The organism is Roseovarius roseus (genome assembly GCF_043355935.2).
In the GTDB taxonomy this organism is placed as follows: domain Bacteria; phylum Pseudomonadota; class Alphaproteobacteria; order Rhodobacterales; family Rhodobacteraceae; genus Roseovarius; species Roseovarius roseus.
The window spans coordinates 17,335-42,510 of sequence record NZ_JBHFPE020000001.1 but is presented as its reverse complement, the minus strand read 5'-3'; the positions used below and the strand labels follow the sequence as shown (position 1 = coordinate 42,510).

Genomic DNA, 25,176 nt, shown 5'->3' with positions numbered 1-25,176 from the left:
GTTAGTCCAGAGCGTATTTGAAGCCGTGATGCGACGCGGTAAAGCCGAGCGATTCGTAGAACCGCTTGGCCTCGTGCCGCTGGGTGTTCATCGTCAACTGCACCAGGGCGCAGCTTTCGGCGCGCGCGCGGGCGAAGGCATCGCGGAACATCTCCCGGCCGATCCCCTGCCCTCGACATGCTGTGGCGACACGGACGCTTTCGATTTGCGCGCGGCGCGCAGCACGCAGGGAAAGTCCGCTGATGAAGGTGATCTGGTAGGTGGCGATCACCTCGCCATCCGGCGCTGTGCCCACGATCAGCAGATTGGCTCCTTCGACGGCCATTCGATCAAAGGCATCATAGTAGCGCGTCAGATCGTCGCCCTCGCGGGCGGCGCCCAGCACGTCATCGGTCAATAGGGCCACGACCGCTGGCACATCTTCGCGGCGGGCGAGGCGAAACGTGGTCATCCGCGCGCGGCTGCGGCAAAGGCGCGCATCAGCCCGGCATCCTTCACGCCCGGCGCGCTCTCGATCCCCGAGCTGACATCAAGCTGCTGCGCACCCGTCCGCTCGACCGCGATGGCGACATTCTCGGGCGTCAGTCCACCGGCCAGCATCCAGGGCAGGGTCCAGCGGCGACCGGCGATCAGCGACCAGTCGAAGGCAAGCGCATTGCCGCCGGGCAGCGCACTGCCCTTGGGCGGCTTGGCGTCGATCAGCAACTGGTCGGCGACCTGGCTGTAGGCGTCGATCTGCGGCAGGTCAGCCGCCTCAGCGATGCCCACTGCCTTCATCACCGGCAGACCGTAACGCGCCTTGATCTCGGCCACCCGCTTGGGCGTCTCGCGGCCATGCAGTTGCAGCATGTCCAGCGGCACAGCGCCCGTCAGTGAATCCAGTTCCGCGTCACTGGCATCAACCACCAGCGCAACCTTGGCGATGCCTTCGGGCGTGGCTATCGCAAGCGCCGTGGCGTCGGCTGCCGTCACGAATCTCGGTGAGCGCTGGAAAAAGACAAAGCCGACATAATGCGCCCCGGCATCGGCGGCCGCAGCGATATCGTCCGGCGTGCGCAGGCCGCACATCTTGATCCGGATGTCGCGCGGCCCTTTGCGCTCAGCGGCCATTGTCCAGAAGGGCCAGAACCTCGTCCTTGCCCTCGTGCTTTTCGGCCTTGAGGCGCTTGATCTCGGCGCGCAGGCGCTGCATTTCCCGCGCTTGCCGCGCCGCGGCGGCCCGCTCGCCCGCCTCACGGATCCACTCCCAAATGAAGCCAAGGATGAGGCCCGCAGCGATACCGCCGAAGATGATGACGTAAAGAGGCACCTCTGTCGCCGGATCGAGGGCGGTCATGCCCGACAGGTTCTCGGGCACCAGACGGATAGGGACCATAACCCGGTTGGCCAAGGCAATGAGGATCAGGGCCAGCGCGAAGATGGCTATCGAAGCGTAGCGAATGTAGCGCATGTATTACTTTCCGTTCAGCCGATCCCGCAAGAGCTTGCCGGTCTTGAAGAAGGGCACATGTTTCTCTTCGACAGGAACGGATTCGCCGGTGCGTGGGTTCCGGCCGATGCGCGCGTCACGCTTCTTGACCGAAAAGGCGCCGAAGCCGCGCAGTTCAACCCGGTTTCCTGCCGCCATGGCATCCGTGATCTCATTGAACACAGTGTTCACGATCCGCTCCACATCCCGTTGGTAAAGATGCGGATTTTCATCGGCGATCTTCTGAATCAGTTCCGATCGGATCATTGGTGCAGTCCCCCCGGTCGTTTGTAATATGCCCTTATCGGCCTTTGGGGCGAGTATAAGTAGAAACCCACAAAACAGAAATAGAAAGCGCCAATTTTCGTCTGAAATCCGCCAAATAGGCCGGGACGTCCCTCTTTCCACTGCCCCAGCGCCGATGGGGCGCCGCAAAATTCCGCCGTGGCGCAGCGCCTGGTGCCAGTCACCGCCGATTCGATTCGCGCTAGAGAGACATCAGCCCGCGCCGCAGCAGGTTCAGCCCGGCGATCAGCAATATCCAGAGGGTCAGCCGCTTGAAAAGCGTCTGGTCGATCCGGTCGTGGATCTGAAAGCCCGTCCAGATCCCGAGCAGAGCTGGCGGCACGAGGGCCAGCGACAGCGGCAGGGTCTGCGCATTCAGAACGCCCGAGCCGATATGCGCACCGGCCAGCGCCAGCGCGCCAAGGCCGTAAATCACACCCTGCACGCGCACCTGCTCGCGCTTTTCGGTCTCCATCGCGGTCAGCATCGCCACCGTGATCGGCCCCCAGACGCCCGAGAGGCCGCCGATAAACCCCGCAGCCCCGCCCATCGATGCCTCGACAGCGCGCCCTGGCCGGGGCGGCAGGCGGAGCGGGCGCCCCGCCAGCGATGTCGCGGCATAGATCACCAGCGGCACCGCAATGATCAGCAGAAGGACCGACGCGGGCAGAACCGGCACCAGTTGCGCACTGACGATCAGCGTCGCACCCCCGACCAGCAGGAAGAGCTGAAACCGCCGGATTGTACCAAGCGCCGCCCGCCAGCCTTGCCGCAGCGCCTGCCAGGCATTGGTCAGAAGCGTCGGCACGATCAGGCAGGCCAGCGCCAGATCCGGCGCGACAAAGCTGCTGAGCCCTGAGAGCAGGATCAGCGGCATCGCAAAGCCGACGACGCCCTTGATCACCCCTGCCCCCAAGGCGATCACATAGGCAAGCAGCCATAATTCAGGCGGACCGAAGGCGGCAAAGATATCCATCCGCATTGCATACGCGCGAAGGCGCGCGGTTGGAATGGGCGGAAACACGGTCCGGCACCAAAAACTGCGCCTAAATGACGCGCAAGATAAGAACAAAAACAATTCTTCATTTGTCTTATAGTTGCGCTGCACCTGCGAAAGGATTAGGAAGACCCCAGATATGAGAGGAACGCGATATGGCGCATGACGGACAAATCGACATGGCGGCTCAGACCGTCCTTCTGGATGACCTCACCGAGCTGACGCGCGCCGCACTGGGGCCCGTGGATGGCGTCGTGGCGGCGGCAAAATCGGCGCTGCGCAGTGAGGTGACCGCCGAAGGCCGCGTCTCTGGCGCGCTGGTCGACCGCAATCAATGCGCCGCGCATGGCCTGGCCTGGCTTGCCACCTATGCCGAGGCCTTGCGCCAGATGCAGGCCTGGGCCGATCGCCTGACAGAGACCGGCACATTCGGCGAGGTCGAGGCGCTGATCCACCAGATCGCCTTTGGCGAGTATCTCAATCAGATCATCGGCGGCATCCCGATGAGCCAGGGCGAAATCCTGCGCCTATGCGATTTGGGTCTCGGCCCGGCTGCAACCGAACCTCTGAGCGCCGAGGCCATCCAGACCCTCACCCGCCACGGTAACAGCCAAGCCGCCCGCACGCGCCTTGTCCAGCTGATGCAGGACCGCTCGGCCGAGATCACTGTCGGCCGCACCGGCCTCGATGACGAGCTCGAGATGATCCGCGAGCAATTTCGCCGCTACGCCGTCGAAAAGGTCGAGCCCTACGCCCATGACTGGCACCTCAAGGACGAGCTGATCCCGATGGAGATCATCGAGGAACTGGCGGAAATGGGCGTCTTCGGCCTGACCATCCCCGAGGAATTCGGCGGCCTCGGCCTCTCGAAGGCGTCGATGGTCGTCGTCTCCGAAGAGCTGAGCCGCGGCTATATCGGCGTCGGCAGCCTCGGCACCCGCAGCGAAATCGCGGCCGAGCTGATCATTTGCGGCGGCACCGACGCGCAGAAGGCGCATTGGCTCCCCAAGCTTGCCAGCGCCGAGATCCTGCCGACAGCCGTCTTTACCGAGCCGAACACCGGCTCGGACCTCGGGAGCCTGCGCACCCGCGCGTCGAAGGACGGCGATGACTACCGCATCACCGGCAACAAGACCTGGATCACCCATGCCGCGCGCACCCATGTGATGACCCTTCTCGCCCGCACCGACCCGGACAGCACCGACCACAAGGGCCTCAGCATGTTCCTGGCCGAGAAGACCCCCGGCACCGACGAGGCGCCCTTCCCGACCGAGGGAATGTCCGGCGGCGAGATCGAGGTGCTGGGCTATCGCGGCATGAAGGAATACGAGCTGGCCTTCGACAGTTTCCACGTCAAGGGGGAGAACCTGCTGGGCGGCGAGGAAGGCAAGGGCTTCAAGCAGCTGATGGAGACGTTCGAGAGCGCGCGTATCCAGACCGCTGCCCGCGCGGTTGGCGTCGCGCAATCGGCGCTAGATGTGTCCATGCAATACGCGCAGGATCGCAAGCAATTCGGCGGCCCGCTGATCGACTTCCCGCGCGTCTCGGGCAAGCTGGCCATGATGGCGGTCGAGATCATGGTCGCCCGACAGCTGACCTATTTCTCGGCTTGGGAAAAAGATCAGGGACGCCGCTGCGATGTCGAGGCCGGCATGGCCAAGCTGCTGGGCGCCCGCGTCGCTTGGGCCGCGGCCGACAATGGCCTGCAGATCCACGGCGGCAACGGATTCGCGCTGGAATACAAGATCAGCCGCATCCTCTGCGACGCGCGCATCCTCAATATCTTCGAGGGCGCCGCCGAAATCCAGGCGCAGGTCATCGCACGCCGCCTGCTCAGCCAAAGCAATTGAACGGAAATCGGCGCCCCTCCTTCGGGGCGCCGTCCTGCACCTTCATCTTGGCAAAAATACTCATACCCGGCCCGCAAACCGGCGCAATTTTCGCCTATTTCGCGATGGTCAGCGTGATCGGCTCCAGCCCGTCGATCGCTCCGCTCAGCGCGCTGCCCGGCACAACAGCGCCAACCCCAGCAGGCGTTCCGGTATAGATCAGATCCCCCGGCGCGAGACGGTAGTAGCGCGACAGATGCGCGATGATCTCGGGCACCGACCAGACCATTTCCGACAGTTTCGCCTCTTGCACGCGCTTGCCATCCAGATCGAGCGTGATGGCCTGATCGCCGGGCACACCGAAATCAGCTGCAGGCGTGATTGTACCCATCAATGCGGATTGCTCGAAATCCTTACCCAGATCCCAGGGCTTGCGCCCGTCCTTCGCCTGCCCCTGCAGATCGCGCCGTGTCAGGTCGATGCCGCAGGCATAGCCATAGACGGCATCCATTGCGTCCGCTTCGCTGACCTCATGGGCTTCAGCGCCGATGGCGATGACGAATTCCATCTCGTAATGGCAGTCGCGCGTGCCGGCCGGATAGGCGATTTCCGACCCGGAGGGAATCACCGCATGGGCGGATTTGGTAAAGTAGAACGGGGCGGCGCGGTCCACCTCGTTGCCCATCTCGGCGGCATGGGCGGCATAGTTGCGGCCCACGCAAAAAACGCGGCGGACGGGGAAGAGGCGATTACTGTCGGCAATGGCGACGGAGGGCGCGGGCGGGACATCAAAAAGGGGGGCGGCGGTCATTTAGGGTCAGTCTCCATTTGGATTACCGCGCCTTTATGCGGCGCGGCGCGGAGGCTGTCAAAGCGTCCCCTGCGCCTTGAACCGCTCGACGAAACGCGCACGCGCCTCGGGCAGCGGTTTGTTCCCTAGCTCGGGCGCCAGCCGATTATGCAGGAAATATCCCGTCAGATCAAAGCCTTGCGTGATCTGGTCATCCGGCGCGCCACCATATCCCAAAAGGCAACTTGGCAGGGGCAAAAGGCGATCGGCCCACTCACCCGCGCCTGCCCGCGACACCGCCCGACCCGTCCGCGGGGAGACATAGCTCAGGTCATTGGCCCGTGCGCCTTTGACCGCGCAGGCCGACAGGTCGAGGCCGAAGCCCATCTCTTCCAGCAGCGCCAATTCCCATTGCAGATAGGCCAGCGGCCAGACCTCGCGCTCGCCCATCAGATCCAGAAGCGCCTCGGTGCGTGCATAGAGCGGCGCATGCGCCTCGCGCTCGGGCAGACAAAAGAGCAGCAGGGACGTGACAGCGTTCAGCCCCGCCAGCGCGAGGCGATCGTTCATCACATGGCTGGCGCGGCTGCGCACAGGCTCGACCGTGAAGGTGCCGATGTGATCTTCGAGCCGCGCGCGCCACGCAAGGTCGAGCTGCGCGCCGGGCTGCAGGATGGGGGCCAGCTTGCGCGAGGCACCGCCGCGGACGACGCCCGCATGGCGCCCGCGCGAAGGCGTCAGCACCTCGATGATCGCGGCGCTTTCGCCATGCCGGCGCACCGACAAGAGTATCCCCTGATCGCGCCACTCCATTACCTTATCCCCTCTGCCTCGCCATCAGGCACGGGCAAGGCAGCTATGGCAAGCGCCTCAATCGGCAAGGCCGGGCTGATCCAGCAGGTGCCGCCCCGCGCGGTCCTCGACCTCGATCACCCAGAGGTCGGGGTCAAAGCCGCGCTGGCGGGCAATGGCGGCATCCACCTCTGCCTCGGGGCCCTGGGTGAGCAGGTCCCATTTGCGCGCGCCGGACATGAGGTCAAAGCTGCGCTGATAGGCGGCGGCATAGCCGTCAAGCGTATTGAGCTTGACCAGAACGGCGCCCGAGGTGTCGTCGCCATGGGCGGTGACGAAGGCGGGAATATCCAGACCGCGCAAACGCGCAAGATAGGCATGCACCCAGAAATCTGCCGTCAGGCGCGTCATGGTAGAGCGGGGATTTGAGTATTTTTGCCAAGATGAAGCAGTGCGGCGCGCATCAATTGCCATCCTTGAAGTCGAGTCCCATCTCGGAGTAGCGCTCGGCCTCTTCCAGCCAGTTGGGCCGCACCTTGATCTGCAGGAAAAGGTGAACACGGCGGCCGAGAAACTCCTCCAGCTCGGCGCGCGAGGCGGCGCCGACCTGCTTGATCGTCTCGCCCTTGCGGCCCAGCACGATGCCCTTGTGCCCGTCGCGCATGACATAGATCAGCTGATCGATCCGGGCCGAGCCGTCATCGCGCTCTTCCCAGTTTTCCGTCTCGACGGTCAGTTGGTAGGGCAGCTCCTGATGCAGGCGCAGTGTCAGCTTCTCACGGGTGATCTCGGCGGCGATCATACGCATGGGCAGATCGGCGATCTGGTCTTCGGGGTAGAGCCAAGGCCCCTCGGGCATCTCGCCTGCCAGCCACTGGCGCAGGGCATCAACCCCGTGACCCTTTTCGGCAGAGATCATGAACGTCTCATCAAAGGCGAACCGCTCATTCATCTCTTTGGTCAAGGCCAGCAGCTTGGGCGATTCGACGCGGTCGATCTTGTTTATGGCCAGCGCGACCTTGCGGCCCTTGGTGACGTTCGGCAGATTTTCTAGGATGCGCTCCACCCCCTCGGTGATGCCGCGATGCGCCTCGATCAGCAGGACGACCACATCGGCATCCGAGGCCCCGCCCCATGCGGCAGCGACCATCGCGCGGTCGAGCCGGCGGCGCGGCTGGAAAAGACCGGGCGTGTCGACAAAGATCAGCTGCGTCTCGCCCTCGATCGCGACGCCGCGGATGCGCGCGCGGGTCGTCTGCACCTTGTGCGTGACGATCGAGACCTTGGCGCCGACCATGCGGTTCAGGAGGGTCGACTTGCCTGCGTTCGGCTCACCGATCAGGGCTACGAATCCGGCGCGTGTGCTCATGGGGGATATATCCATTGGTTGCCAGCCATCCCCCTACCCGATCGGCGCGCGCTTGCCCAGAGGCTGCGCTGCGCCCGGCCGACGGGATGCGGCGCCCGGTCGCATGGGGGGCGGCAAGGCGGCGCCTATTTCAAGCCTACGAAGCAAAAAGGAGGAGTTCAATGTTCAAGGGTCTTGCACTGTCTATCGCACTCATCACGGCGGGTATGCTTGGGTTGCCCGCGATCATGGCCGCCGCGCTTTAGACGCGCATCCAGATGGCCATGCAGCGCCCCCGTGAGGATACCTCCGGGGGCGTTTTCGTGCCGAACTAAGTCTTGGCGCCGGACTCGAGTCGCGCCAGCAGAACCTGCGCCGCCGCCTGCTCGGCCTGACGTTTTGAGCCGGCCGAGGCCGCCTCGGACGCGCCGTTTTCGAGTTGAGCGGTGATGGTGAATTGGGGCGCATGGTCCGGCCCCGAGCGCGACGTCTGCACATAGCGCGGCGGAGCCATGCCGCGGGCCTGGGCCCATTCCTGCAGAGCCGTCTTGGCGTCGCGCGCATCCTCGGCCACGTCATCGATGCGCCCGGCCCAGAGGCGCGTGATCACGTCCCGCGCCGCATCGAAACCGGCGTCCAGATAGACGGCGGCGATCACCGCCTCCATCGCATCGCCCAAGAGCGCCTCCTTGCGGCGTCCGCCTGACAGCATCTCGGAGCGGCCAAGTTTCAGCACCTTGCCAAGGTCGATCTGCCGCGCGACATCGGCGCAGGCTTCCTTGCGCACAAGCGCGTTGAAACGGGGCGCCAACTGGCCCTCGGCGGCGTCGGGATCATGCGCCAGCAGCGCCTCAGCCATGACGAGGCCCAGCACCCGGTCGCCCAGAAATTCCAGCCGCTGATTGTCGGCGCGCGCCGGCGAAGACATCGAGGGATGCGTCACCGCCTCGATCAGCAGCGCGGGCCGGGCAAACTCATGCCCAAGCCGCGCCGCGAAAGCCGTCAATTCCCCCGAGAGTTTCAATCGAGCCTCTTGAAGAAGCGGTCCCCCCGCCATGTCCAGAAATAGAGCATGGAGCTGCCTGCCGAGGAGAAGATGACGCGGCCCGCGCGCCCGATCAGGTTTTCGTAAGGGACGAAGCCGACACCGCCCACGGTCTGGGGATAGCGGCTGTCGGTGGAATTGTCGCGGTTATCGCCGAGAAAGAAGTAATGCCCCTCGGGCACGGTAAAGACGCCGGTGTCGTCCGAGCGCTGGTCGTCGATGTTGAGAACGCCGTAGGAGCGGCCATTCGGCAGCGTCTCGATCTGGCGCGATTTCGAGCAGGTCCCACCCTCGCCCACAACGCCGTTTTCGCAGCGCGGGCGGCTGTTCATCGAGCCTTGGGGCGCATAGATCTCGTTGAACGTGCCGCCATCCTCGCGCGGGACAGCCTCGCCGTTGAGATAGAGCACGCCATCCTTCATCTGCACCGTGTCACCGGGCAGGCCGATCAGGCGCTTGATGAAGTCCTTGTGATTGACCGGATGGCGAAAGACGATGATGTCGCCGCGCTCGGGCTCGTCGCCCCAAAGGCGGGTGTTGTCTCCATCGAGAAAGCCGCAGATATCCTCGGCGTCGATGTCGATGCCCAGCGCGCCGATGCGCACCGATGGGCAGGAGGCATAGGAATAGCCGTAGGCCATCTTGTTGACGAACAGGAAATCGCCGATCAGCAGCGTATCCTTCATCGACCCCGAGGGGATCCAGAAAGGCTGAAAGAACAGCGTGCGAAAGATGCCCGCGATCAGCAGCGCGAAAACCACCGTCTTGATCGTCTCGACGATGGGATTGCCTGTCTTGGCGTCTTTGGCCATGCGCGGTCTCCGCCTGTTCAAATGGATGGGTCCAGTCGAGACGCTTCATGGGCGTGGGGGCGGGGCAAGTCAACCCGCGGCGGCGCGCCGCGGGCCGGTCTCAGTCGAGGGGCCGCGCCTCGATTACGACGAACGCCTGCGCCCAGGGGTGATCGTCCGTCAGGGTGACGTGAATGAGGGCGGTATGGCCCGGCGGCGTTAGCTGGGCCAGCCGGTCCGCAGCCCAGCCGGTGACCTCCATCACCGGCTGGCCGGTATGCAGATTGCTGACGGCCATGTCCTTCCACGCGATGCCCATGCGCAGGCCAGTGCCCAGCGCCTTGGAGCACGCCTCCTTCGCGGCCCAGCGCTTGGCATAGGTGCCGGGGGTGTCGGCGCGGCGTTCGGCCTTTCGCTGCTCGACCTCGGTAAAGACGCGGTTGCGGAACCGGTCGCCAAAGCGGTCGAGCGTGCGGGCGATGCGATCTATATTGGCCAGATCGGTGCCGATGCCGAGGATCATGCGCAGCCGGGCCGCATCACGACGCATCCGACTTGTCGCGGCGCGTCACCTCATTCCGCGCGCCGAGACCAAGGAAGAAGCGGTTTGAAAGCAGGTAGATCACGGCCGAGATGCCCAGCATGATCCAGAAGGGCCGCGTGCCCACGGGCGCGATAGTCTGCGCCGAGCCTGCGGGGATGACATAGGCCGCGCCAAAGCTGAGCACGATGTTCAGCGAGATCGCCAGCGCCGTGGCCAAAAGGGCAAAGTTCCACGCCTCGGACGAGTTGGGCATGCGCCCCTCGTCCCGTACGAAGGAGCGCCCTTCGAGCAGGGCCGCGATCATCGCGGGCGCCAGGAGTTGCCCGGATGAGCCGAGGCCGGCATCCGCCCAGGTATTCAGCGCGAATACGATCAGTGCCGAGAGGATAGCGACGGCGACGAAAATGCCAGCGTAGCGCAGATAGTTCATCGCGCAGCCTCCATCAGGGCGCGCATCCGGGCAATCGCGGCCTCAAGCCCGATGAACACCGCCTCGCCGATCAGGAAATGGCCAATGTTCAGCTCCATCACCTCGGGCAGTGCGGCGATGGGCGCGACGGTATCGAAGGTCAGGCCGTGACCGGCATGCACCTCCAGGCCCAGCGAATGGGCATAGGTCGCCATTTCGCGCAGGTCGGCCAATTCGCGGTCGCGCTCATCAAAACGGCCCTCGGCATGGGCATCGCAATAGGCGCCGGTGTGGAGCTCGATGATATCGGCACCGGTACGGACCGCTGCCTCGATCTGGGCCGCGTCAGCGGCGATGAAGATCGACACCCGGCTGCCTGCATCCCGCAGCGCGCCAACGAAATGGGCCAAGTGGTTTTCGTCGCGCGCCACATTGAGGCCGCCCTCAGTCGTGCGCTCTTCACGCTTTTCGGGGACGAGGCAGACGGCGTGCGGTTTATGGCGCAGGGCGATCTGCGCCATCTCTTCCGTCGCGGCCATCTCAAAGTTCAGCGGCACGCTCAGTTGCGCCATCAAGGCGTCGATATCGCTGTCTATGATATGCCGACGGTCCTCGCGCAGATGCGCGGTGATGCCGTCGGCCCCCGCAGTTTCGGCCAGCAGCGCGGCGCGCACTGGATCGGGCACTGCGCCGCCGCGCGCGTTGCGCAAGGTTGCGACATGGTCAATGTTCACGCCGAGGCGTAGCTTGGATGTATCAGGCATGGTCCCCCCAAGGGCCAAGGGACCGGCAACGCGCCCGACCCCGAACTCTTACACAAGAAAGGCCGCAGCGCCGCCCCGTCAAGCCGTCTAGCGCGGCGGGGTGCCGTGGTGTGACGCTTTCGCATCGTCCACCGCCGCCTTTTGCTTGAGCGTGATCCATTTCTCCTTCAGCTTGGCCTGCCGCCGCTTCTGATAGACCATGATGATAGGCAAAGAGGTATAATAGGCCGCCAGCCCCGCGATCAGCCCGGTGACGATGCCGCCGACCATATAGGGCAGAAAGACATCGTGATAAAACACGATCAGCTTGCTCCAATGCGCCTGCTCGGGGGTGAAGATGGCCAGGATGTTATGCTTCAGGTCCGCCGCCGCGCCGCCGAATTTTTCGGCCAGGGTGCGGTCGCCTGCCGGATGTTGCCCGGCATTTCCCAAAAGGAAATGCCCGGTCTGAAGCGAGCTGGCCGCGATGGCCAGAAAGGTCAGCGGGTTGCCAACGAACGTGGCCAGAAGCGAGGCAACGATATTGCCGCGCAGGATCTTGGCAATCAGCGCCGCAAGCACGAAATGCAGACCGAAGAACGGGGAGAACGTCACCAGCACGCCCGCGAAGATCCCCCGCGCGATCCGGTGGGGCGGATCGGGCAAACGGGTGACGCGGTGCTGCACATACTTGGCCGCGCGCGTCCATCCGCCCTTGGGCCAGAAGAAACCTGCGGTGGCCCTCCAGACGGATCTTCTGTCTCGTCGCTTGAAGACCAAGAGAAGCCCTCTTCCTAGTTCAGGTTGCGCCCTTGCCGGAGGCATGGGCGATGTCGCGGCGACGCTCGATCTGGGCGACGTCGCTGTCGGCGTCCAGAACGCTCATGAGGCTGTGCAACTGCTCGGCGTCGCGTAGCTCGACCTCGACCAGGATGCGAAAGTAATCGGGCTTGCGGTCGAGGAACGTCAGGTCGGAGATATTGGCGTTGCACTCGCCGATCAAGGTGCAAATGCGGCCCAGCACGCCGGCATCGTTGCTCATGGTGATTTCAAGCGACACGCTATAGGCCGCCGCATGTGTTCCCGAATGCCAGGCAAGGTCGATCCAGCGATCGGGCTGGTCCTCGTAATTCTGCAGCATGTCGCAATCGATGGCATGAACCGTGACACCCTGCCCGCGAAAGGTGATGCCCACGATCCGCTCGCCCGGAAGCGGCTCGCAGCATTTCGCCCGCTCAAAGCGCTGGCCGGGCTCGAGACCGATCACGGCGCGGTCGCGGCCCACCTCCTCGCCGCCCTGCGGCGCAAGATCGGGGTAGACGGCGCTGACCACGTCCCGCGCGGTCAGCTCGGCACTGCCAAGGCGCGCCAGCAGGGCGCCGGTGTCGGGCAGGCGCAGGTTGCGCGCCGCCGCCGTCAGCGCCTTGTCGGTCGCGCGCTTGCCCACATGCTCGAACGCGGCGCGGGCCAGCTCCCGGCCCAGCTTGATGTAGCGGCCCCGATCCTGTTCGCGCAGGGCGCGGCGGATGGCGGATTTGGCCTTGCCGGTGGTGGCGATGTCCAGCCAGCTGGATTGCGGCGTCTGGCCGTCAGCGATGATCACCTCGACCGACTGGCCGTTCTTGATGCGGGTCCAGAGGGGCACCCGCATCCCGTCAATCTTGGCGCCGACGACGGCGTTGCCGATGCGGGTATGGATCGCATAGGCAAAATCGATCGGCGTCGCGCCGCGGGGCAGCTTTATGACGTCCCCCTTGGGCGTAAAGCAGAAGACCTGGTCGGAATACATCTCCAGCTTGACCGCCTCGAGGAAATCCTCGTGATCCTCGTCACCGTCCAGCTGATCGGTCAGGGTGCTGATCCACTTGGCCGGATCGACGGCAAAAGGGTTCTCGCTGCGCACGCCGTCGCGGTAGGACCAATGGGCCGCCACGCCCGATTCGGCCACGTCATGCATCTGGCGGGTGCGGATCTGCACCTCGACCCGCTTGCCGTCGCGGCCTGACACGGTGGTATGGATCGAGCGGTAGCCGTTCGATTTGGGCTGGCTGATGTAATCCTTGAACCGGCCCGGCACGGCGCGCCAGCGCTGGTGGATCGCGCCCAGGATCGAATAGCAATCTCCCTCGGACGCGCAGATGATGCGAAAGCCGTAGATGTCCGACAGGCGCGAGAAGGCCAGGTCCTTTTCCTGCATCTTGCGCCAGATCGAATAGGGTTTCTTGGCCCGCCCCAGCACCTCTGCCTCGATGCCGACCTTGGCCAGCTCCTTGCGGATGTCACCGGTGATCCGCGTGATCACGTCACCCGATTCGCGCTGCAGCATGATGAAGCGGCGCATGATCGAGGCCCGCGCCTCGGGGTTGATCACGCGAAAGGCCAGATCCTCCAGCTCTTCGCGCATCCATTGCATACCCATGCGGCCCGCGAGGGGCGCATAGATATCCATCGTCTCGCGCGCCTTTTGAACCTGCTTGTCCGGGCGCATCGCCTTGATGGTGCGCATGTTGTGCAGACGGTCGGCCAGCTTGACCAGAATCACGCGCAGGTCCTTGGACATGGCGATCAGCAGCTTGCGGAAATTCTCGGCCTGCTTGGTTTCGGACGAGCTGAGCTGGAGATTGGTCAGCTTGGTCACGCCATCGACCAGATCGGCGATCTCGGTGCCGAACATCTCAGCCACGGCGGCGTAAGAGGCACGTGTGTCCTCGATTGTGTCGTGCAGAAGGGCCGTCACCAGCGTCGCATCGCCCAGCCGCTGCTGGGCGAGGATGGCGGCGACGGCGATAGGATGCGAGAAATAGGGCTCGCCCGAGTGGCGGGTCTGCCCCTCATGCATGCGCAGGCCGTAATCATAGGCCCGCCGCAAAAGGGCCTCGTCGCAGCGTGGATTATAGGTGCGGACCAGCGCGATGAGGTCGTCGGCGGTAATCATCACATTCACCAACCGCGCGGCGCGGCATACTCACAAGGCGTGCAGGGCGTCAGCCCTGCCCTTGCGCCCTCATCAATTCGCGCAGCAGGCGCTCTTCTGACATGTCGTCTTCGGCGGGCTTGTCGGCTTCGCCGCCCATCAGAAGGGCCATCTGGTCCTCTTCGGGCTCGTCGACTTCGATCTCGGTCTGGTTGGACTCGATCATGCGCTCGCGCAGGTCGGCGGCGCTCTGCGTCTCGTCTGCGATCTCGCGCAGGGCGACAACGGGGTTCTTGTCATTGTCACGGTCGACGGTCAGCGGCGCCCCGGCCGATATTTCGCGGGCGCGGTGTGCGGCAAGCAGCACCAGATCGAAACGGTTGGGAACCTTGTCGACGCAGTCTTCGGTCGTTACGCGGGCCATGAGACCTCCGGAATAAGTAGGATCGGGGTGTAAACCTGCTCTCTACGCGGCAGCGCGGAAAGGTGCAAGCGCGTTATGGCAGGCGCACAACCTCACGAATGCGCTCGGGCGGCAGCTCGGCCAGCATCTGCGCCACCGTCCGGCCCGTCACCGGGTGCCGCCAGTCGGGCGCCACATCCGCCAGCGGAACCAGCACGAAGGGACGCTCGTGCATCCGGGGATGCGGCAGGATCAGCCGGTCCGGAGCGCGCTGCATCTGCGCCTCGAGATCAAGTGCCACCCAGTCATCATATGTCTGCCGGTCCGGCAGCACCCGCGCACCATGAGCGATCAGGTCCAGATCCAGCGTGCGCTGCCCCCAGCGCTGCACCCGGCTGCGGCCAAACCGGGCCTCGATGCCGTGGAGCAGCGCCAGAACCTCGCCCGGCTCCGCGTCCATGGCCAGCCTGGCCGCAGCGTTCACATATTCCGGCCCTGCCCCCGCCGGAAAACAGGGCGTCGCGTAGAATGGGCTGACCGCCACCACCGACGCGCCGACCTCTTGCAGGGCGTCCAGCGCCGCGCGCAGCGTCTCGCGCGGTTCGCTTGCCTCGGACGGCATGTTTCCGCCCAAAGCGATCAAAATATCGCCAGAAACCTCGTCAGGTGTCGTCGCGTCACCCATGTAAGACTGGACCTTTCCGCACTTGTTGAGCGTTGTCTAGGCGATTAAGTCCTACGCCTTAGCACACGGGGCACAACCCCCATCCGCCCGATGCGGACCATTTTTACGTTCCTTTCCGGGCCGCCGGGGCAGCAGCCGGAGGGAGAGAGGACCAAGCCATGTTTTATAAAGACGAGCGCCTGGCGCTGTTCATCGACGGATCGAATCTCTACGCCGCAGGCAAGGCGCTGGGGTTCGATATCGACTACAAGCTGCTGCGCACCGAGTTCATGCGCCGCGGCAAGCTGCTGCGCGCGTTCTATTACACCGCGCTGCTGGAAAATGAAGAGTATTCGCCCATCCGCCCGCTGGTCGACTGGCTGAACTACAATGGCTTTTCGATGGTGACCAAACCGGCTAAGGAATATACCGACAGCCAGGGCCGCCGGAAGGTCAAGGGCAACATGGATATCGAGCTGGCCGTCGACGCGATGGAGCTGGCGCCACGCGTCGACCATATCGTGCTTTTCTCCGGCGACGGCGATTTCCGCCCACTCGTCGAGTCGCTGCAGCGCCAAGGCGTGCGCGTCTCGGTTGTTTCGACCATTCGCAGCCAGCCGCCCATGATTTCGGACGAATTGCGCCGCCAAGCCGACAATTTCATCGAGCTTGACGATCTCAAGGAAGTGATCGGCCGCCCGCCGCGCGAGTCCCAGAATGAGCGCGCCGGCAACGACAGCTTCGAGACGACAGATTGAGGATGGCGGCCTGACCGGCTGCGCACAAATCGGCCTGCCGGGTCAGGCCGTGATTTCGGCGATGGTTTCGGCGGCGACGGTAAATCCATGCGTCATCCCCTGACCGTTCGTATTGGTCACGGCCGTAACGCCCGCAGACGGCGCGACCCTGAGCAGGGATTGCCCCGGCAAATAGGCATAATTACCCACCCACCGCGCGGCGATGCGCCGCTCGGGCAATCTCATCAGAGCGTCGGTCTCGGCAAGGATCAGGTCATCGACGCGGGCGGGATCGTCCGGGGCGGCGCCTGCGCCGTAGTGGTGCGAATCCCCCAAGGTGACGCTGCCATCATCCTCCTGCACGATGATGACATGCACGCCGTGCTTCGCCGCCTCGGCCATCTGCGCCTGCTGCAGCGCGCGCAGCGCGGCCAGGGCGCCGCATTGCTCAAACGCGCTGTAGCGCGTCATGCTGAGCCCGCCCATCACGAAGGGCGCCAGCCGCCAGCCCTCGGGCTGCGGCATGGTGCGCAGCATCTGCAAGCGGCAATTGGACACGCCGCTTTGCGCCCAGACCTCGGGGCAGAGCCGGTCAAATTCGTTGCCGCCGCAAATGACGATATGGTCCGCCGTGTGACGTCCCTCTGCGGTTTCGATGCGGCCATCCGCGACATCGGTCACCTCGGTGCCAAAGTGAAAGGTCACGCCATGCGCCCGCGCCAGCCACGCGGCAATGGCAGCGGGCGCGCCGCGTTGGTCGACCTTCCACGCCTCGGGGCTATAGAGGGCGCCCAGCGCATCCTCGCGCAGACCCGGCGCATAGCGAGCCAGATCCTCTGCTCCGATCAGCGCGAAATCCTGCACACCGGGGCCGCGGGCCGCCGCCCGCTCGGCCAGCAGGTCCATCTCTTCGGGGCGGCGCGCAACGAAGAGGCATCCGGCCTGGCGCAGCAAAATGCCGGCGCCCGCCGCGACCTCCTGCCAGGCGGCAAGCCCGGCGCGCGCACTTTCCAGCTCCGGCCCCGGCTGCTGTGCCGCGATAGCCAGCATGCCGAAATTACGCACCGACGCACCGTCGGCATAGGCGCTGCGCTCGAACACGGCGGTGCGCATGCCCGCCCGCACGCCCTGCCACGCATGCGCGAGGCCCAGAATCCCACCGCCAATCACCGCCAGATCATATGTCATCGCCTGCCCCCATGTTGCGCGCAGGTTGTCCACGGGCGCCCGCCCGCGTCAAGCGCGGCAATTCGGCCTGCCCCTCTGGACGCAGCGGCGCCAGTCCCTTACCTGTGCAGTCAAGGAGCACTGCCATGACAAATTCCCCCCTCACCCTCTATCTTGCGGCGCCGCGCGGTTTTTGCGCGGGCGTCGACCGCGCGATCAAGATCGTCGAGATGGCGCTGAGCAAGTGGGGCGCACCCGTCTATGTGCGGCACGAGATCGTGCATAATAAATACGTGGTAGATGACCTGCGCGCCAAGGGGGCCGTATTCGTTGAAGAGCTGGACGAATGCCCCGATGATCGCCCGGTGATCTTTTCCGCCCATGGCGTGCCCAAATCGGTGCCCGCCGAGGCCGACAAGCGGCAGATGATCTATGTCGATGCCACCTGTCCGCTGGTTTCCAAGGTGCATATCGAGGCCGAGCGCCATCATGAGGCGGGCCTGCAGATCATCATGATCGGCCACGAGGGCCACCCCGAGACCATCGGCACGATGGGCCAATTGCCCCCCGGCGCGGTCCTTCTGGTCGAGACCGAAGAGGATGTCGCCAACCTGGACGTGCGCGACGAAAATGCGCTGGCCTATGTCACGCAAACCACGCTCAGCGTCGATGACACGATTGGCATCGTCGCCGCGCTGAATGCCCGCTTCCCGGCCATTCAGGGGCCGCACAAGGAAGACATCTGCTACGCCACCACCAACCGGCAGGCGGCGGTCAAGGCGATGGCCGCCGAATGCGAGGCGATGCTGGTCGTCGGCGCGCCCAACTCCTCCAATTCCCGCCGTCTTGTCGAGGTCGGCGCGCGTGCGGGTTGCGGCTATGCCCAGCTGGTCCAGCGGGCCGCCGATATCGACTGGCGCAGCCTCGAGGGCATCCGCACCATCGGCGTCACCGCCGGCGCCTCGGCCCCCGAAGTGCTAGTCAACGAGGTGATCGAGGCGCTTCAGGCGCGTTATGACGTCACCATCAAGCAGGTCGAGACAGCCGTTGAAAACGTGGAATTCAAAGTGCCCCGCGTGCTGAGGACACCCGCGTGACGTCCATCCCGCGCTCTGCCCTGATGCTCGGCCTCGCCGGGCTGATCCCGTTCGTCTGGGGCGCGGTGACGGTCCTTAACCCGACCCTTGCCGAATGGACGATCCGCAGTATCGGCCCGCGCTTTGCCGGCCCTTACGTGATGCTCTTCTACGGCGCGATCATCCTTGCCTTCATGTCCGGCGTCCTCTGGGGCTTTGCCACCAAACTGGACGGCGCACAGGCGGCAACCGGGTATGGCCTCTCGGTGATCCCCGCGCTCTGGGCCTTTTTCACCACGGGCGGCGGGCCGTCGAGTGCAGGCATTTCGCTGATGGCAGGGTTCACCGGCCTCCTGGCGCTCGACTGGCTCTTCTGGCGCTACGGCGTCGCGCCTGCATGGTGGATGCAGCTGCGCGTCCTTCTGACCGTCATCGTGCTGGTCTGCCTTGCCATCGGGGCCTTCGCATGAGCGTCGATCCCGAAACGCTGGCCGTCTACAGCGCTCAGGCGCAGGCCTATGACGACATGACGGCGGATCTGGAGGGTGACAAGCATCTTGCCACCTTCCTCGCGGCCATGCCGCCGAACGCCCGCGTTTTGGATCTCGGTTGCGGACCGGGGCGGGCCGCCGCGCAAATGGCCAAGGCCGGCTTGCGGGTGGATGCGACCGACGCGGTGCCAGAGATGGTCGACATGGCCGCCGCGCGCCCCGGCGTGACCGCTTTGCAGGCCGACTTCGACGATATCTCCGGCAATGATCTCTATGACGGGATCTGGGCCAATTTCAGCCTCCTGCACGCTTCGCGCGCCGATCTGCCGCGCCACCTTGCGGCCCTGAAAACGGCGCTGAAACCCGGCGGCCTCTTTCATATCGGTATGAAAACGGGTGCGGGCGAGGAGCGTGACACGATCGGACGCCTCTATACCTACTACACCGAGGACGAGCTGCGCGCGCTGCTGCAACATGCCGGCTTCACCCCCGAGGCCAGCTGGACCGGCCGCGACAAGGGGTTGTCGGGCCAGATGTCCGACTGGGTTGTGGTCCACGCCCATGGCTAAGCTTTTCGCCTATACCGACGGGGCTTGTTCCGGCAATCCCGGCCCGGGCGGCTGGGGCGCTCTCCTGCGCGCGATGGATGGCGAAAGGATCGTCAAGGAGCGATGCCTCAGTGGGGGTGAAGCCAGCACAACCAACAACCGGATGGAACTTTTGGCGGCGATCAACGCACTGGAAACGCTTGCCAAACCGTCGAAACTGACCATCGTGACCGACAGCCAATACGTCAAGAACGGCGTCACCGGCTGGATCCACGGCTGGAAGCGCAATGGCTGGAAGACCGCCGCGAAAAAGCCGGTCAAGAATGCCGAACTGTGGCAGCGCCTTGACCAGGCGCAGGCCCGCCATGACGTGACCTGGGAATGGGTCAAGGGCCATGCCGGCCACCCCGAGAACGAGCGCGCGGACGAGCTTGCCCGCGAGGGCATGGCCCCCTTCAAGAAGTCCGCCAAATGAGCGCGCCGGTCCTGCTGGACTATGCCTCGGTCCTCATCTTCGCGCTCACCGGCGCGCTGGTGGCCAGCCGCGCGCAGCTCGATATCGTCGGATTTGCTTTCATCGCCTGCCTGACGGCTGTGGGCGGCGGCACGCTGCGCGACGTGATGCTGGACCGCAACCCGATCTTCTGGATGGGCGATCCAACCTATATCCTCATCGCTTCCTCCGCCGCCGCACTCATTTTCTTCACCGCGCACTTGGTGGAGAGCCGCTATCGCTGGCTCCTGTGGCTCGATGCCTTCGCGCTGGCCGTCGCGGTGCCAGCGGGCGTCTCGGTCGCGATGCTGATGGCGCAGCCTGCGCCGATCATCGTGCTGATGGGCATGGTCACCGGCTGCATGGGCGGCCTAATGCGCGACGTCGTCATCGGCGAAGTGCCCCTGGTGCTGAAACAGGGCGAGCTTTATGTCACCGCCGCCTTCTCCGGCGCACTCACCGCCGTCATTCTCAGCCAGTTCACCGGCGATCCGCTCATCGTCCTTGGCGGCTGCGCCGCGGCCACCTGGGCACTGCGCGCGGGCTCGCTCGCCTTCGGCTGGTCCCTGCCCGTCTACAAGGCGCGCCCTCCGCGGCAGTAACGCGGCCCTGCTTCACTAGGAAAAATCCCGACTGGCTATGTTCGTTCGCCCGTCTAGCGCCGCCCGCGCCAATGCGTCGGCACGATGATCAGCGCGCCCACCGAGGAAGCGATGGCATTCAGCCCCGGCGAGCCAAAGCCGATGCCGAACATGAGCCGCAGGAAATAGGCCAGAAATGCGCCACCGATGCATATGATGATCGACTGAAGAATGCCGTTGCGCGTGAAGCCCGATTTTTCGGAAAGGTAGCCGACGATCCCTGCGATCACGACCGTGCCCATGATGGTTGGAAACATATGCCTGTCCTATAGCCTCGTGCCCGGCGGCATGGCCATGCCGCGCAGGAAATCGCCGGCATCCTGCGTGCCGCGCCCGGCCCTCTGCAAGCGCAAAAGCCGCACGGCCCCTTGCCCGCAGGCCACGATAACGCCGCCCTCTCCGGCCTCCAGCACCTCGCCCGGCGCGCCTGCGCCACTCGCCTCGGTCGAGGCCAGCAGCTTGACCCGCACGCCGTCCACCTCGCACCACGCGCCCGGAAAGGGCGATAGGCCCCGGATCTGGCAATCGATCTGCGCGGCATCACGGCTCCAGTCGATGCGCGCCTCGGCCTTGTCGATCTTGGCCGCATAGCTCACGCCGTTCTCCGGCTGCACCTCGGGTGTCAATTCATCCAGCTTCTGCAGCGCCTCGATGATCAGCGCAGCACCCATCGCGCTCAGCCGGTCATGCAGCGCGCCCGTTGTCTCGAAGGGGCCGATCTGCGTCGCCTGCCGCATCAGCACAGGCCCGGTATCAAGGCCCGCCTCCATCTGCATGACGCAGATACCCGTCTCGGCGTCGCCCGCCATGATCGCGCGGTGAATCGGCGCCGCCCCGCGCCAGCGCGGCAAAAGCGAGGCGTGGATATTAAGGCATCCCCACTCTGGCGCATCCAGTACCGCCTGCGGCAAGATCAGCCCATAGGCCACGACCACGGCCACATCTGCGCCCAGCGCGGCAAACTCAGCCTGCTCGGCTTCGCCCTTCAATGACACCGGATGGCGCACCTCCAGCCCAAGCTCGGCTGCGCGCGCATGGACGGGCGTCGGGCGATCCTTCTTGCCGCGTCCCGCAGGGCGCGGCGGCTGGCAATAAACGACCGCGATATCGTGCCCCGCCTCCACCAGCGCCTCAAGCACCGGAACGGAAAAATCTGGGGTTCCCATGAAGATAACGCGCACAGCTAACCCATCACTTTACGTGCGCGGCGCAGGAACATGTCGCGGCGCAGCTTAGTCAGACGGTCGTAATACATCCGCCCGTTCAAATGGTCGATCTGGTGCTGCACCGACGTTGCCCAGAGATGGACAAAGTCACGCTCTTCCATCTCGCCCGCCTCATTGAGAAAGCGCACCGTCACCGCGCGGGGCCGCGCGACCAGCGCCGAGAGACCGGGCAGGTTGGGGCTCGCCTCCTCATGCGGGCGCATCTGCGCGCTGGCATGCAACACCTCGGGATTGGCCATGCGGACCCCTTGCCCGCGCCCGTCGCTGGCATCGACGACCGCAAGGCGCAGCATCACGCCGATCTGCGGCGCGGCAAGGCCAACGCCCGGCATCGCCTCCATCGTGTCGATCATGTCGTCCCAATGCGACCGGACCTCATCCGTGATCGCCTCGACCGGCGTGGCGGGCGTGCGCAGCCGCTTGTCCGGCCAGGGAATGCAGCGGCGCACAGTCACCCTAGCCCCGCGCCTGTTCGCGTTTCAGCTTCTGCATCCGGCGCGTGATCAGCTGACGCTTCATCGGGCCAATATAGTCGATGAACAGCTTGCCGTTCAGATGGTCGATCTCGTGCTGCACGCAGGTGGCCCAGAGGCCGTCCATCCCGGAGGTCTGCTCCTTGCCATTCATGTCGATCCAGCGGACCTCCACCTCGGCGGGGCGCGTCACGTCGGCGAATTGATCGGGGATCGACAGGCACCCCTCCTCGTAGGTATTCAGCGCCTCTGAACTGGCTGTCACCTCGGGGTTGAACATCACCACCGGCTGGGCCGGCTCTCCCTCTTCCTTGATGCAATCCATCACGATCAGGCGGCTGAGGATGCCCACCTGCGGCGCGGCAAGGCCGATGCCCGGCGCGTGATACATGGTTTCCAGCATGTCCTCGGCCAGCGTGCGCAACTCGCCCGTGACGTCGTCGACGGGCGCGCAGACCTTCTTGAGGCGGGGATCGGGGTGGATCAGGATCGGCATTTTCATGCAGGGCATGTAGGACAAGCACCGCGCCAGTGCAACGGCCCTTGCGCCTGCCGCCCTACCCGTTAGCGTGCCTGCCAGCCTGAAATCGCGCGGCAACAAGGAGATCCGCATGAACTTCGACGAAATCATCGACCGGGTCGGCACCCATTCCAGCAAGTGGGACATGATGGAGCCGCTCTACGGCGTCAGCCCCAAGGACGGGATCGCCATGTGGGTCGCCGACATGGATTTCCGCCCGCCCTCCTGCGTGTCGGATGCGGTCGCGGCGATGCATGACCATGGCATCTACGGCTATTACGGTGACGAGGGCACGTACCGCGCCGCCATCCAGTGGTGGATGAAAGAGCGGCACGGCTGGAGCGTCGACAAGGATGCAATTTTCACCACACATGGCCTCGTCAACGGAACGGCGATGTGCGTCGATGCTTTTACCGCGCCGGGGGATGGCGTGGTTCTCTTCACGCCCGTCTACCATGCCTTTGCGCGTGTCATCAAAGCGGCGGGCCGCGAGGTGGTGGAATGCCCCCTGGCGCTGGAGGACGGCAAATATGTCATGGATTTCGAGCGTTACGATGCCCAGATGACAGGCCGCGAGACGATGCTGATCCTCTGCTCGCCGCACAATCCCGGCGGGCGCGTCTGGACCGAGGCCGAGCTGGAAGAGGTCGCCGATTTTGCCCGGCGCCACGACCTGATCCTCGTCTCTGATGAAATTCACCATGATCTTGTCATGCCGGGGCATCGGCACATCCCGATGGCGCGGATTGACGGGGTGGAGGATCGGCTGGTCATGATGTCGGCGACGACCAAGACCTTCAACATCGCAGGCTCGCATACGGGGAATGTCATCGTTCACGACCCGGCGTTGCGCAAGCGGTTTGCGGCGCGGATGGCAGCCATGGGGATTTCGGCCAACTCCTTCGGCCTCTACATGACCGAGGCGGCCTATTCCCCTGAAGGCGCGGCCTGGCTGGACGCGCTATGCGCCTATATAGACGGCAATCGCAAGCTATTCGACGAGGGCATCAGCACCGTACCCGGCGCGCGCTCCATGCCGCTAGAGGCAACCTATCTGGCTTGGGTCGATTTCTCGGGCACCGGGATGAGCCCGGCGGAAGTCACCGACCGCGTCGAGAAGACGGCCCGGATCGCGGCCAGCCATGGCGCAACTTTCGGCAGCGGCGGCGAAGATTTCCTGCGCTTCAACCTCGCCACCCCGCGCGCCCGCATCGCCGAGGCGGTCAAGCGGTTGCAGGAGGCTTTCGCTGACCTGCAATAATCTCGCTTCGAACTCGGCCGAGGGTCGTGCCCGGCGTTGATCTAGGCGCGGCTACGCGGCGCAGGCCCCTCCAGCAGGCCCGCCGGGGCGTCCGCGTCGCGCACGAAATCGGCCGGCTGCTCGCCGCTGGCTTCCGTCATCAGTTTGTAGTCGAAAATGCGCTCGCCGCCCTCTTCCGAGGCGGCGACGATCAAGCAATGGGACAGGTGCCGACTGCCGTCATAGAGATCGACAAGACCGCGCAAATGCGGCGCATCCGCCGCGTCCACCGCGAATCCGCCCGGCCACGCGCGCAGCACGCGGTAGGAGACATCGCCGACCTCGACCCTCAGCCGATGGCTCTTCAACTGCGCGGCACGGCGGGCGGCCTCCAGCCCGTCCTGCACGTCGCGCGGCAAATGCATGTCCATTTCGTTCCCCCTCCTTGGCAGTCCCCTGGCAACAACGATGCCCCGAATCCTGTTTCAATCAAGTTAAGAATTTACGAAACTTCTGTGCGTCACCGATTTGCCAAGCCCGCGCGCGGCGCCCCTTGCACCGTTCGGCCATATCCGCTCAAACGCATGAGGCCCCGCGCCACCGCCCTTCAAGGACATGCCGATGACCATCGCCGCGATACTTGCACTTGCCATGCTGCTTGACGCCGCGATGGGCGAACCGCGCTGGATCTGGTCGCGGTTACCCCACCCCGCCGTGCTGATGGGCCGCGCAATAGATGCACTGGAGCGGCGCTTGAACCGCGGTCGCGCGCGCCGGGCCAAAGGGATGGCGGCGCTTCTGCTTCTCTGTCTTGGGACATGGGCCGCTGCGCTTGTCATCACGCAGTTGGGTGAGGTCGCAACCGTTATCACTGCGGCCATTCTGCTCGCGCAGCGATCCCTTGTCGATCACGTCACTGCCGTCGCCACCGCCCTGCGCCAAACGACCGAGGCGGGGCGCAAATCCGTCGCGATGATCGTCGGCCGCGACACCATCGCGATGGAGCCCGCGGACATCACCCGCGCAGCCATCGAATCGGCGGCCGAGAATTTCAGCGACGGGGTGATCGCCCCGCTTTTCTGGCTCGCGCTGGGGGGCTTGCCGGGCCTCGCCGTCTACAAGGCGGCCAACACGGCGGACAGCATGATCGGCCACCGCACGCCCCGATTCAAAGCCTTCGGATGGGCCGCAGCGCGCCTTGACGACCTGCTGAACTTCATCCCGGCGCGGCTGAGCGCCGCCCTGATCGTCCTGCTGACGCAACCGCGCCCCTCCTGGGAGGATATCACGCGCGAGGCGCGCCAGCACCGCTCGCCCAATGGCGGCTGGCCCGAGGCCGCGCTGGCGCGCAGCATCGGTGTGGCCCTGTCGGGGCCACGCGCCTATGGCGGGCAGTTGCAGGACTATCCGTTCGTCAATCCGGATGGCCTGCGAAATGGCGGCCCCGCGCAGATAGAGGCGGCGGTCCGTATGCTCTGGCGCGCCTGGGGCGCCGTGTTGGTCTGTGCATGTCTGGTCGCCCTCCTCGCGTGATCCCCTGCA

Annotated in this window: 33 protein-coding genes; 9 read left to right on the top strand and 24 right to left on the bottom strand. The window is 65.0% G+C overall.

The genetic code is table 11. The annotated features are described in order from the left end of the window. Nucleotide 1 precedes the first annotated feature (1 nt). The 5 genes from ACEWPL_RS00250 to ACEWPL_RS00230 form a co-directional block, all read right to left on the bottom strand. Complete coding sequence (locus ACEWPL_RS00250) at nt 2–451, bottom strand: GNAT family N-acetyltransferase (protein ID WP_393935271.1); 450 nt, start codon at nt 449–451, stop codon at nt 2–4. Next, nucleotides 448–1,110: a phosphoribosylanthranilate isomerase gene (locus tag ACEWPL_RS00245; protein WP_393935273.1), complete on the bottom strand. Its 663-nt coding sequence runs from the start codon at nt 1,108–1,110 to the stop codon at nt 448–450. The genes ACEWPL_RS00250 and ACEWPL_RS00245 overlap by 4 nt, the downstream gene beginning before the upstream one ends. Then, nucleotides 1,100–1,450, bottom strand: a complete 351-nt coding sequence (locus tag ACEWPL_RS00240; protein ID WP_393935275.1) for a lipopolysaccharide assembly protein LapA domain-containing protein — start codon at nt 1,448–1,450, stop codon at nt 1,100–1,102. Before ACEWPL_RS00240 ends, ACEWPL_RS00245 begins: the two co-directional genes overlap by 11 nt. A 3-nt stretch (nt 1,451–1,453) precedes the next feature. Continuing rightward, nucleotides 1,454–1,735 carry an integration host factor subunit beta gene (gene ihfB, locus ACEWPL_RS00235; protein WP_324751480.1) on the bottom strand — a complete coding sequence of 94 codons (282 nt, stop codon included), beginning with the start codon at nt 1,733–1,735 and terminating at the stop codon, nt 1,454–1,456. Nucleotides 1,736–1,955: 220 nt separating this feature from the next. Next, nucleotides 1,956–2,729, bottom strand: a complete 774-nt coding sequence (locus ACEWPL_RS00230) for a sulfite exporter TauE/SafE family protein (protein ID WP_393935277.1) — start codon at nt 2,727–2,729, stop codon at nt 1,956–1,958. Nucleotides 2,730–2,905: 176 nt separating this feature from the next. On the opposite strand from ACEWPL_RS00230, the gene ACEWPL_RS00225 reads away from it, so the two are divergent. Continuing rightward, nucleotides 2,906–4,600 carry an acyl-CoA dehydrogenase family protein gene (locus tag ACEWPL_RS00225; RefSeq protein WP_393935279.1) on the top strand — a complete coding sequence of 565 codons (1,695 nt, stop codon included), beginning with the start codon at nt 2,906–2,908 and terminating at the stop codon, nt 4,598–4,600. Nucleotides 4,601–4,694: 94 nt separating this feature from the next. Here ACEWPL_RS00225 and ACEWPL_RS00220 read toward each other — a convergent pair whose 3' ends face one another. From ACEWPL_RS00220 to folK, 13 genes are all read right to left on the bottom strand, one after another. Then, nucleotides 4,695–5,390: a fumarylacetoacetate hydrolase family protein gene (locus tag ACEWPL_RS00220; RefSeq protein WP_393935281.1), complete on the bottom strand. Its 696-nt coding sequence runs from the start codon at nt 5,388–5,390 to the stop codon at nt 4,695–4,697. Nucleotides 5,391–5,447: 57 nt separating this feature from the next. Next, complete coding sequence (gene recO / locus ACEWPL_RS00215) at nt 5,448–6,182, bottom strand: DNA repair protein RecO (RefSeq protein WP_393935283.1); 735 nt, start codon at nt 6,180–6,182, stop codon at nt 5,448–5,450. Nucleotides 6,183–6,239: 57 nt separating this feature from the next. Continuing rightward, nucleotides 6,240–6,572 (bottom strand): DUF1491 family protein, encoded by a 333-nt coding sequence (locus ACEWPL_RS00210; protein ID WP_393935285.1) that lies wholly within the window; start codon nt 6,570–6,572, stop codon nt 6,240–6,242. A gap of 52 nt (nt 6,573–6,624) precedes the next feature. Further along, nucleotides 6,625–7,530, bottom strand: coding sequence for a GTPase Era (gene era / locus ACEWPL_RS00205; protein WP_393935287.1), 906 nt, complete (start codon nt 7,528–7,530; stop codon nt 6,625–6,627). A gap of 310 nt (nt 7,531–7,840) precedes the next feature. Continuing rightward, the gene (gene rnc, locus ACEWPL_RS00200) at nt 7,841–8,533 is read right to left on the bottom strand and encodes a ribonuclease III (protein ID WP_393935289.1); all 693 of its coding nucleotides are present in this window, start codon (nt 8,531–8,533) and stop codon (nt 7,841–7,843) included. Then, nucleotides 8,530–9,366, bottom strand: coding sequence for a signal peptidase I (gene lepB / locus ACEWPL_RS00195; protein WP_393935291.1), 837 nt, complete (start codon nt 9,364–9,366; stop codon nt 8,530–8,532). Before lepB ends, rnc begins: the two co-directional genes overlap by 4 nt. A 100-nt stretch (nt 9,367–9,466) precedes the next feature. Continuing rightward, on the bottom strand, nt 9,467–9,868 hold the full coding sequence (acpS, locus tag ACEWPL_RS00190) for a holo-ACP synthase (protein WP_393935404.1): 402 nt from the start codon (nt 9,866–9,868) through the stop codon (nt 9,467–9,469). A 16-nt stretch (nt 9,869–9,884) separates the two neighbouring features. Next, a complete protein-coding gene (locus ACEWPL_RS00185) occupies nt 9,885–10,319 on the bottom strand; it encodes an ABZJ_00895 family protein (protein WP_393935293.1) in 435 nt (144 codons plus the stop codon). Further along, entirely contained in the window at nt 10,316–11,062 is a 747-nt protein-coding gene (locus tag ACEWPL_RS00180) for a pyridoxine 5'-phosphate synthase (protein WP_393935295.1), read from the bottom strand. Before ACEWPL_RS00180 ends, ACEWPL_RS00185 begins: the two co-directional genes overlap by 4 nt. An 87-nt stretch (nt 11,063–11,149) precedes the next feature. Then, a complete protein-coding gene (locus ACEWPL_RS00175) occupies nt 11,150–11,821 on the bottom strand; it encodes a DUF2062 domain-containing protein (RefSeq protein ID WP_393935297.1) in 672 nt (223 codons plus the stop codon). Between the two features lie 19 nt (nt 11,822–11,840). Beyond that, a complete protein-coding gene (locus ACEWPL_RS00170; RefSeq protein ID WP_393935299.1) occupies nt 11,841–13,976 on the bottom strand; it encodes a RelA/SpoT family protein in 2,136 nt (711 codons plus the stop codon). 49 nt (nt 13,977–14,025) lie between these two features. Beyond that, nucleotides 14,026–14,379 carry a DNA-directed RNA polymerase subunit omega gene (gene rpoZ, locus ACEWPL_RS00165; protein ID WP_393935301.1) on the bottom strand — a complete coding sequence of 118 codons (354 nt, stop codon included), beginning with the start codon at nt 14,377–14,379 and terminating at the stop codon, nt 14,026–14,028. Between the two features lie 73 nt (nt 14,380–14,452). Beyond that, nucleotides 14,453–15,043 carry a 2-amino-4-hydroxy-6-hydroxymethyldihydropteridine diphosphokinase gene (folK, locus tag ACEWPL_RS00160; protein WP_393935303.1) on the bottom strand — a complete coding sequence of 197 codons (591 nt, stop codon included), beginning with the start codon at nt 15,041–15,043 and terminating at the stop codon, nt 14,453–14,455. 158 nt (nt 15,044–15,201) lie between these two features. Between folK and ACEWPL_RS00155 the strand changes: the two genes are divergently transcribed. Next, entirely contained in the window at nt 15,202–15,780 is a 579-nt protein-coding gene (locus ACEWPL_RS00155; protein ID WP_393935305.1) for a LabA-like NYN domain-containing protein, read from the top strand. 42 nt (nt 15,781–15,822) lie between these two features. Here ACEWPL_RS00155 and ACEWPL_RS00150 read toward each other — a convergent pair whose 3' ends face one another. Next, complete coding sequence (locus tag ACEWPL_RS00150) at nt 15,823–16,980, bottom strand: TIGR03364 family FAD-dependent oxidoreductase (protein WP_393935307.1); 1,158 nt, start codon at nt 16,978–16,980, stop codon at nt 15,823–15,825. A gap of 92 nt (nt 16,981–17,072) precedes the next feature. On the opposite strand from ACEWPL_RS00150, the gene ispH reads away from it, so the two are divergent. The 5 genes from ispH to ACEWPL_RS00125 are packed head-to-tail and all read left to right on the top strand — an operon-like array spanning nt 17,073 to nt 20,136. Next, the gene (gene ispH, locus ACEWPL_RS00145; protein ID WP_393935309.1) at nt 17,073–18,023 is read left to right on the top strand and encodes a 4-hydroxy-3-methylbut-2-enyl diphosphate reductase; all 951 of its coding nucleotides are present in this window, start codon (nt 17,073–17,075) and stop codon (nt 18,021–18,023) included. Next, nucleotides 18,020–18,472 carry a DUF3429 domain-containing protein gene (locus ACEWPL_RS00140; protein WP_393935311.1) on the top strand — a complete coding sequence of 151 codons (453 nt, stop codon included), beginning with the start codon at nt 18,020–18,022 and terminating at the stop codon, nt 18,470–18,472. The genes ispH and ACEWPL_RS00140 overlap by 4 nt, the downstream gene beginning before the upstream one ends. Next, complete coding sequence (locus ACEWPL_RS00135) at nt 18,469–19,062, top strand: class I SAM-dependent DNA methyltransferase (protein WP_393935313.1); 594 nt, start codon at nt 18,469–18,471, stop codon at nt 19,060–19,062. Before ACEWPL_RS00140 ends, ACEWPL_RS00135 begins: the two co-directional genes overlap by 4 nt. After that, nucleotides 19,055–19,516: a ribonuclease HI gene (rnhA, locus tag ACEWPL_RS00130; protein WP_393935315.1), complete on the top strand. Its 462-nt coding sequence runs from the start codon at nt 19,055–19,057 to the stop codon at nt 19,514–19,516. Before ACEWPL_RS00135 ends, rnhA begins: the two co-directional genes overlap by 8 nt. After that, nucleotides 19,513–20,136, top strand: coding sequence for a trimeric intracellular cation channel family protein (locus ACEWPL_RS00125; RefSeq protein WP_393935317.1), 624 nt, complete (start codon nt 19,513–19,515; stop codon nt 20,134–20,136). Before rnhA ends, ACEWPL_RS00125 begins: the two co-directional genes overlap by 4 nt. Nucleotides 20,137–20,189: 53 nt before the next feature. On the opposite strand, the gene ACEWPL_RS00120 is transcribed toward ACEWPL_RS00125, so the two are convergent. From ACEWPL_RS00120 to def (ACEWPL_RS00105), 4 genes are read right to left on the bottom strand one after another with little or no spacing between them, the layout of a single operon-like run. After that, complete coding sequence (locus tag ACEWPL_RS00120; protein WP_393935319.1) at nt 20,190–20,432, bottom strand: hypothetical protein; 243 nt, start codon at nt 20,430–20,432, stop codon at nt 20,190–20,192. 9 nt (nt 20,433–20,441) lie between these two features. Then, nucleotides 20,442–21,356, bottom strand: coding sequence for a methionyl-tRNA formyltransferase (gene fmt / locus ACEWPL_RS00115; protein WP_393935321.1), 915 nt, complete (start codon nt 21,354–21,356; stop codon nt 20,442–20,444). A gap of 2 nt (nt 21,357–21,358) precedes the next feature. Further along, complete coding sequence (gene def, locus ACEWPL_RS00110; protein WP_393935323.1) at nt 21,359–21,856, bottom strand: peptide deformylase; 498 nt, start codon at nt 21,854–21,856, stop codon at nt 21,359–21,361. Nucleotide 21,857: 1 nt separating this feature from the next. Next, the gene (gene def, locus ACEWPL_RS00105) at nt 21,858–22,376 is read right to left on the bottom strand and encodes a peptide deformylase (RefSeq protein WP_393935325.1); all 519 of its coding nucleotides are present in this window, start codon (nt 22,374–22,376) and stop codon (nt 21,858–21,860) included. Nucleotides 22,377–22,485: 109 nt separating this feature from the next. Here def (ACEWPL_RS00105) and ACEWPL_RS00100 point away from each other — a divergent pair, with 109 nt between their 5' ends. After that, nucleotides 22,486–23,655, top strand: a complete 1,170-nt coding sequence (locus ACEWPL_RS00100; RefSeq protein ID WP_393935327.1) for a MalY/PatB family protein — start codon at nt 22,486–22,488, stop codon at nt 23,653–23,655. A 41-nt stretch (nt 23,656–23,696) separates the two neighbouring features. Here ACEWPL_RS00100 and ACEWPL_RS00095 read toward each other — a convergent pair whose 3' ends face one another. Continuing rightward, entirely contained in the window at nt 23,697–24,065 is a 369-nt protein-coding gene (locus ACEWPL_RS00095; RefSeq protein ID WP_393935329.1) for a hypothetical protein, read from the bottom strand. Nucleotides 24,066–24,255: 190 nt separating this feature from the next. Here ACEWPL_RS00095 and cbiB point away from each other — a divergent pair, with 190 nt between their 5' ends. Next, nucleotides 24,256–25,167, top strand: coding sequence for an adenosylcobinamide-phosphate synthase CbiB (gene cbiB / locus ACEWPL_RS00090; RefSeq protein WP_393935331.1), 912 nt, complete (start codon nt 24,256–24,258; stop codon nt 25,165–25,167). The last annotated feature ends 9 nt before the right edge of the window (nt 25,168–25,176 follow it).

Coding starts and splice junctions, on each gene's coding strand:
- ACEWPL_RS00155 (WP_393935305.1), top strand. CDS start 15,202: ATGTTTTATAAAGACGAGCGCCTGGCGCTGTTCATCGACGGATCGAAT.
- acpS (WP_393935404.1), bottom strand. CDS start 9,868: ATGATCCTCGGCATCGGCACCGATCTGGCCAATATAGATCGCATCGCC.
- ACEWPL_RS00120 (WP_393935319.1), bottom strand. CDS start 20,432: ATGTTTCCAACCATCATGGGCACGGTCGTGATCGCAGGGATCGTCGGC.
- ACEWPL_RS00245 (WP_393935273.1), bottom strand. CDS start 1,110: ATGGCCGCTGAGCGCAAAGGGCCGCGCGACATCCGGATCAAGATGTGC.
- ACEWPL_RS00220 (WP_393935281.1), bottom strand. CDS start 5,390: ATGACCGCCGCCCCCCTTTTTGATGTCCCGCCCGCGCCCTCCGTCGCC.
- rpoZ (WP_393935301.1), bottom strand. CDS start 14,379: ATGGCCCGCGTAACGACCGAAGACTGCGTCGACAAGGTTCCCAACCGT.
- lepB (WP_393935291.1), bottom strand. CDS start 9,366: ATGGCCAAAGACGCCAAGACAGGCAATCCCATCGTCGAGACGATCAAG.
- ihfB (WP_324751480.1), bottom strand. CDS start 1,735: ATGATCCGATCGGAACTGATTCAGAAGATCGCCGATGAAAATCCGCAT.
- ACEWPL_RS00095 (WP_393935329.1), bottom strand. CDS start 24,065: ATGGACATGCATTTGCCGCGCGACGTGCAGGACGGGCTGGAGGCCGCC.
- ACEWPL_RS00210 (WP_393935285.1), bottom strand. CDS start 6,572: ATGACGCGCCTGACGGCAGATTTCTGGGTGCATGCCTATCTTGCGCGT.
- era (WP_393935287.1), bottom strand. CDS start 7,530: ATGAGCACACGCGCCGGATTCGTAGCCCTGATCGGTGAGCCGAACGCA.
- ACEWPL_RS00185 (WP_393935293.1), bottom strand. CDS start 10,319: ATGAACTATCTGCGCTACGCTGGCATTTTCGTCGCCGTCGCTATCCTC.
- recO (WP_393935283.1), bottom strand. CDS start 6,182: ATGGAGTGGCGCGATCAGGGGATACTCTTGTCGGTGCGCCGGCATGGC.
- ACEWPL_RS00240 (WP_393935275.1), bottom strand. CDS start 1,450: ATGCGCTACATTCGCTACGCTTCGATAGCCATCTTCGCGCTGGCCCTG.
- def (WP_393935325.1), bottom strand. CDS start 22,376: ATGAAAATGCCGATCCTGATCCACCCCGATCCCCGCCTCAAGAAGGTC.
- rnhA (WP_393935315.1), top strand. CDS start 19,055: ATGGCTAAGCTTTTCGCCTATACCGACGGGGCTTGTTCCGGCAATCCC.
- ispH (WP_393935309.1), top strand. CDS start 17,073: ATGACAAATTCCCCCCTCACCCTCTATCTTGCGGCGCCGCGCGGTTTT.
- cbiB (WP_393935331.1), top strand. CDS start 24,256: ATGACCATCGCCGCGATACTTGCACTTGCCATGCTGCTTGACGCCGCG.
- ACEWPL_RS00100 (WP_393935327.1), top strand. CDS start 22,486: ATGAACTTCGACGAAATCATCGACCGGGTCGGCACCCATTCCAGCAAG.
- ACEWPL_RS00135 (WP_393935313.1), top strand. CDS start 18,469: ATGAGCGTCGATCCCGAAACGCTGGCCGTCTACAGCGCTCAGGCGCAG.
- folK (WP_393935303.1), bottom strand. CDS start 15,043: ATGGGTGACGCGACGACACCTGACGAGGTTTCTGGCGATATTTTGATC.
- ACEWPL_RS00230 (WP_393935277.1), bottom strand. CDS start 2,729: ATGGATATCTTTGCCGCCTTCGGTCCGCCTGAATTATGGCTGCTTGCC.
- ACEWPL_RS00125 (WP_393935317.1), top strand. CDS start 19,513: ATGAGCGCGCCGGTCCTGCTGGACTATGCCTCGGTCCTCATCTTCGCG.
- ACEWPL_RS00170 (WP_393935299.1), bottom strand. CDS start 13,976: ATGATTACCGCCGACGACCTCATCGCGCTGGTCCGCACCTATAATCCA.
- ACEWPL_RS00180 (WP_393935295.1), bottom strand. CDS start 11,062: ATGCCTGATACATCCAAGCTACGCCTCGGCGTGAACATTGACCATGTC.
- ACEWPL_RS00250 (WP_393935271.1), bottom strand. CDS start 451: ATGACCACGTTTCGCCTCGCCCGCCGCGAAGATGTGCCAGCGGTCGTG.
- ACEWPL_RS00225 (WP_393935279.1), top strand. CDS start 2,906: ATGGCGCATGACGGACAAATCGACATGGCGGCTCAGACCGTCCTTCTG.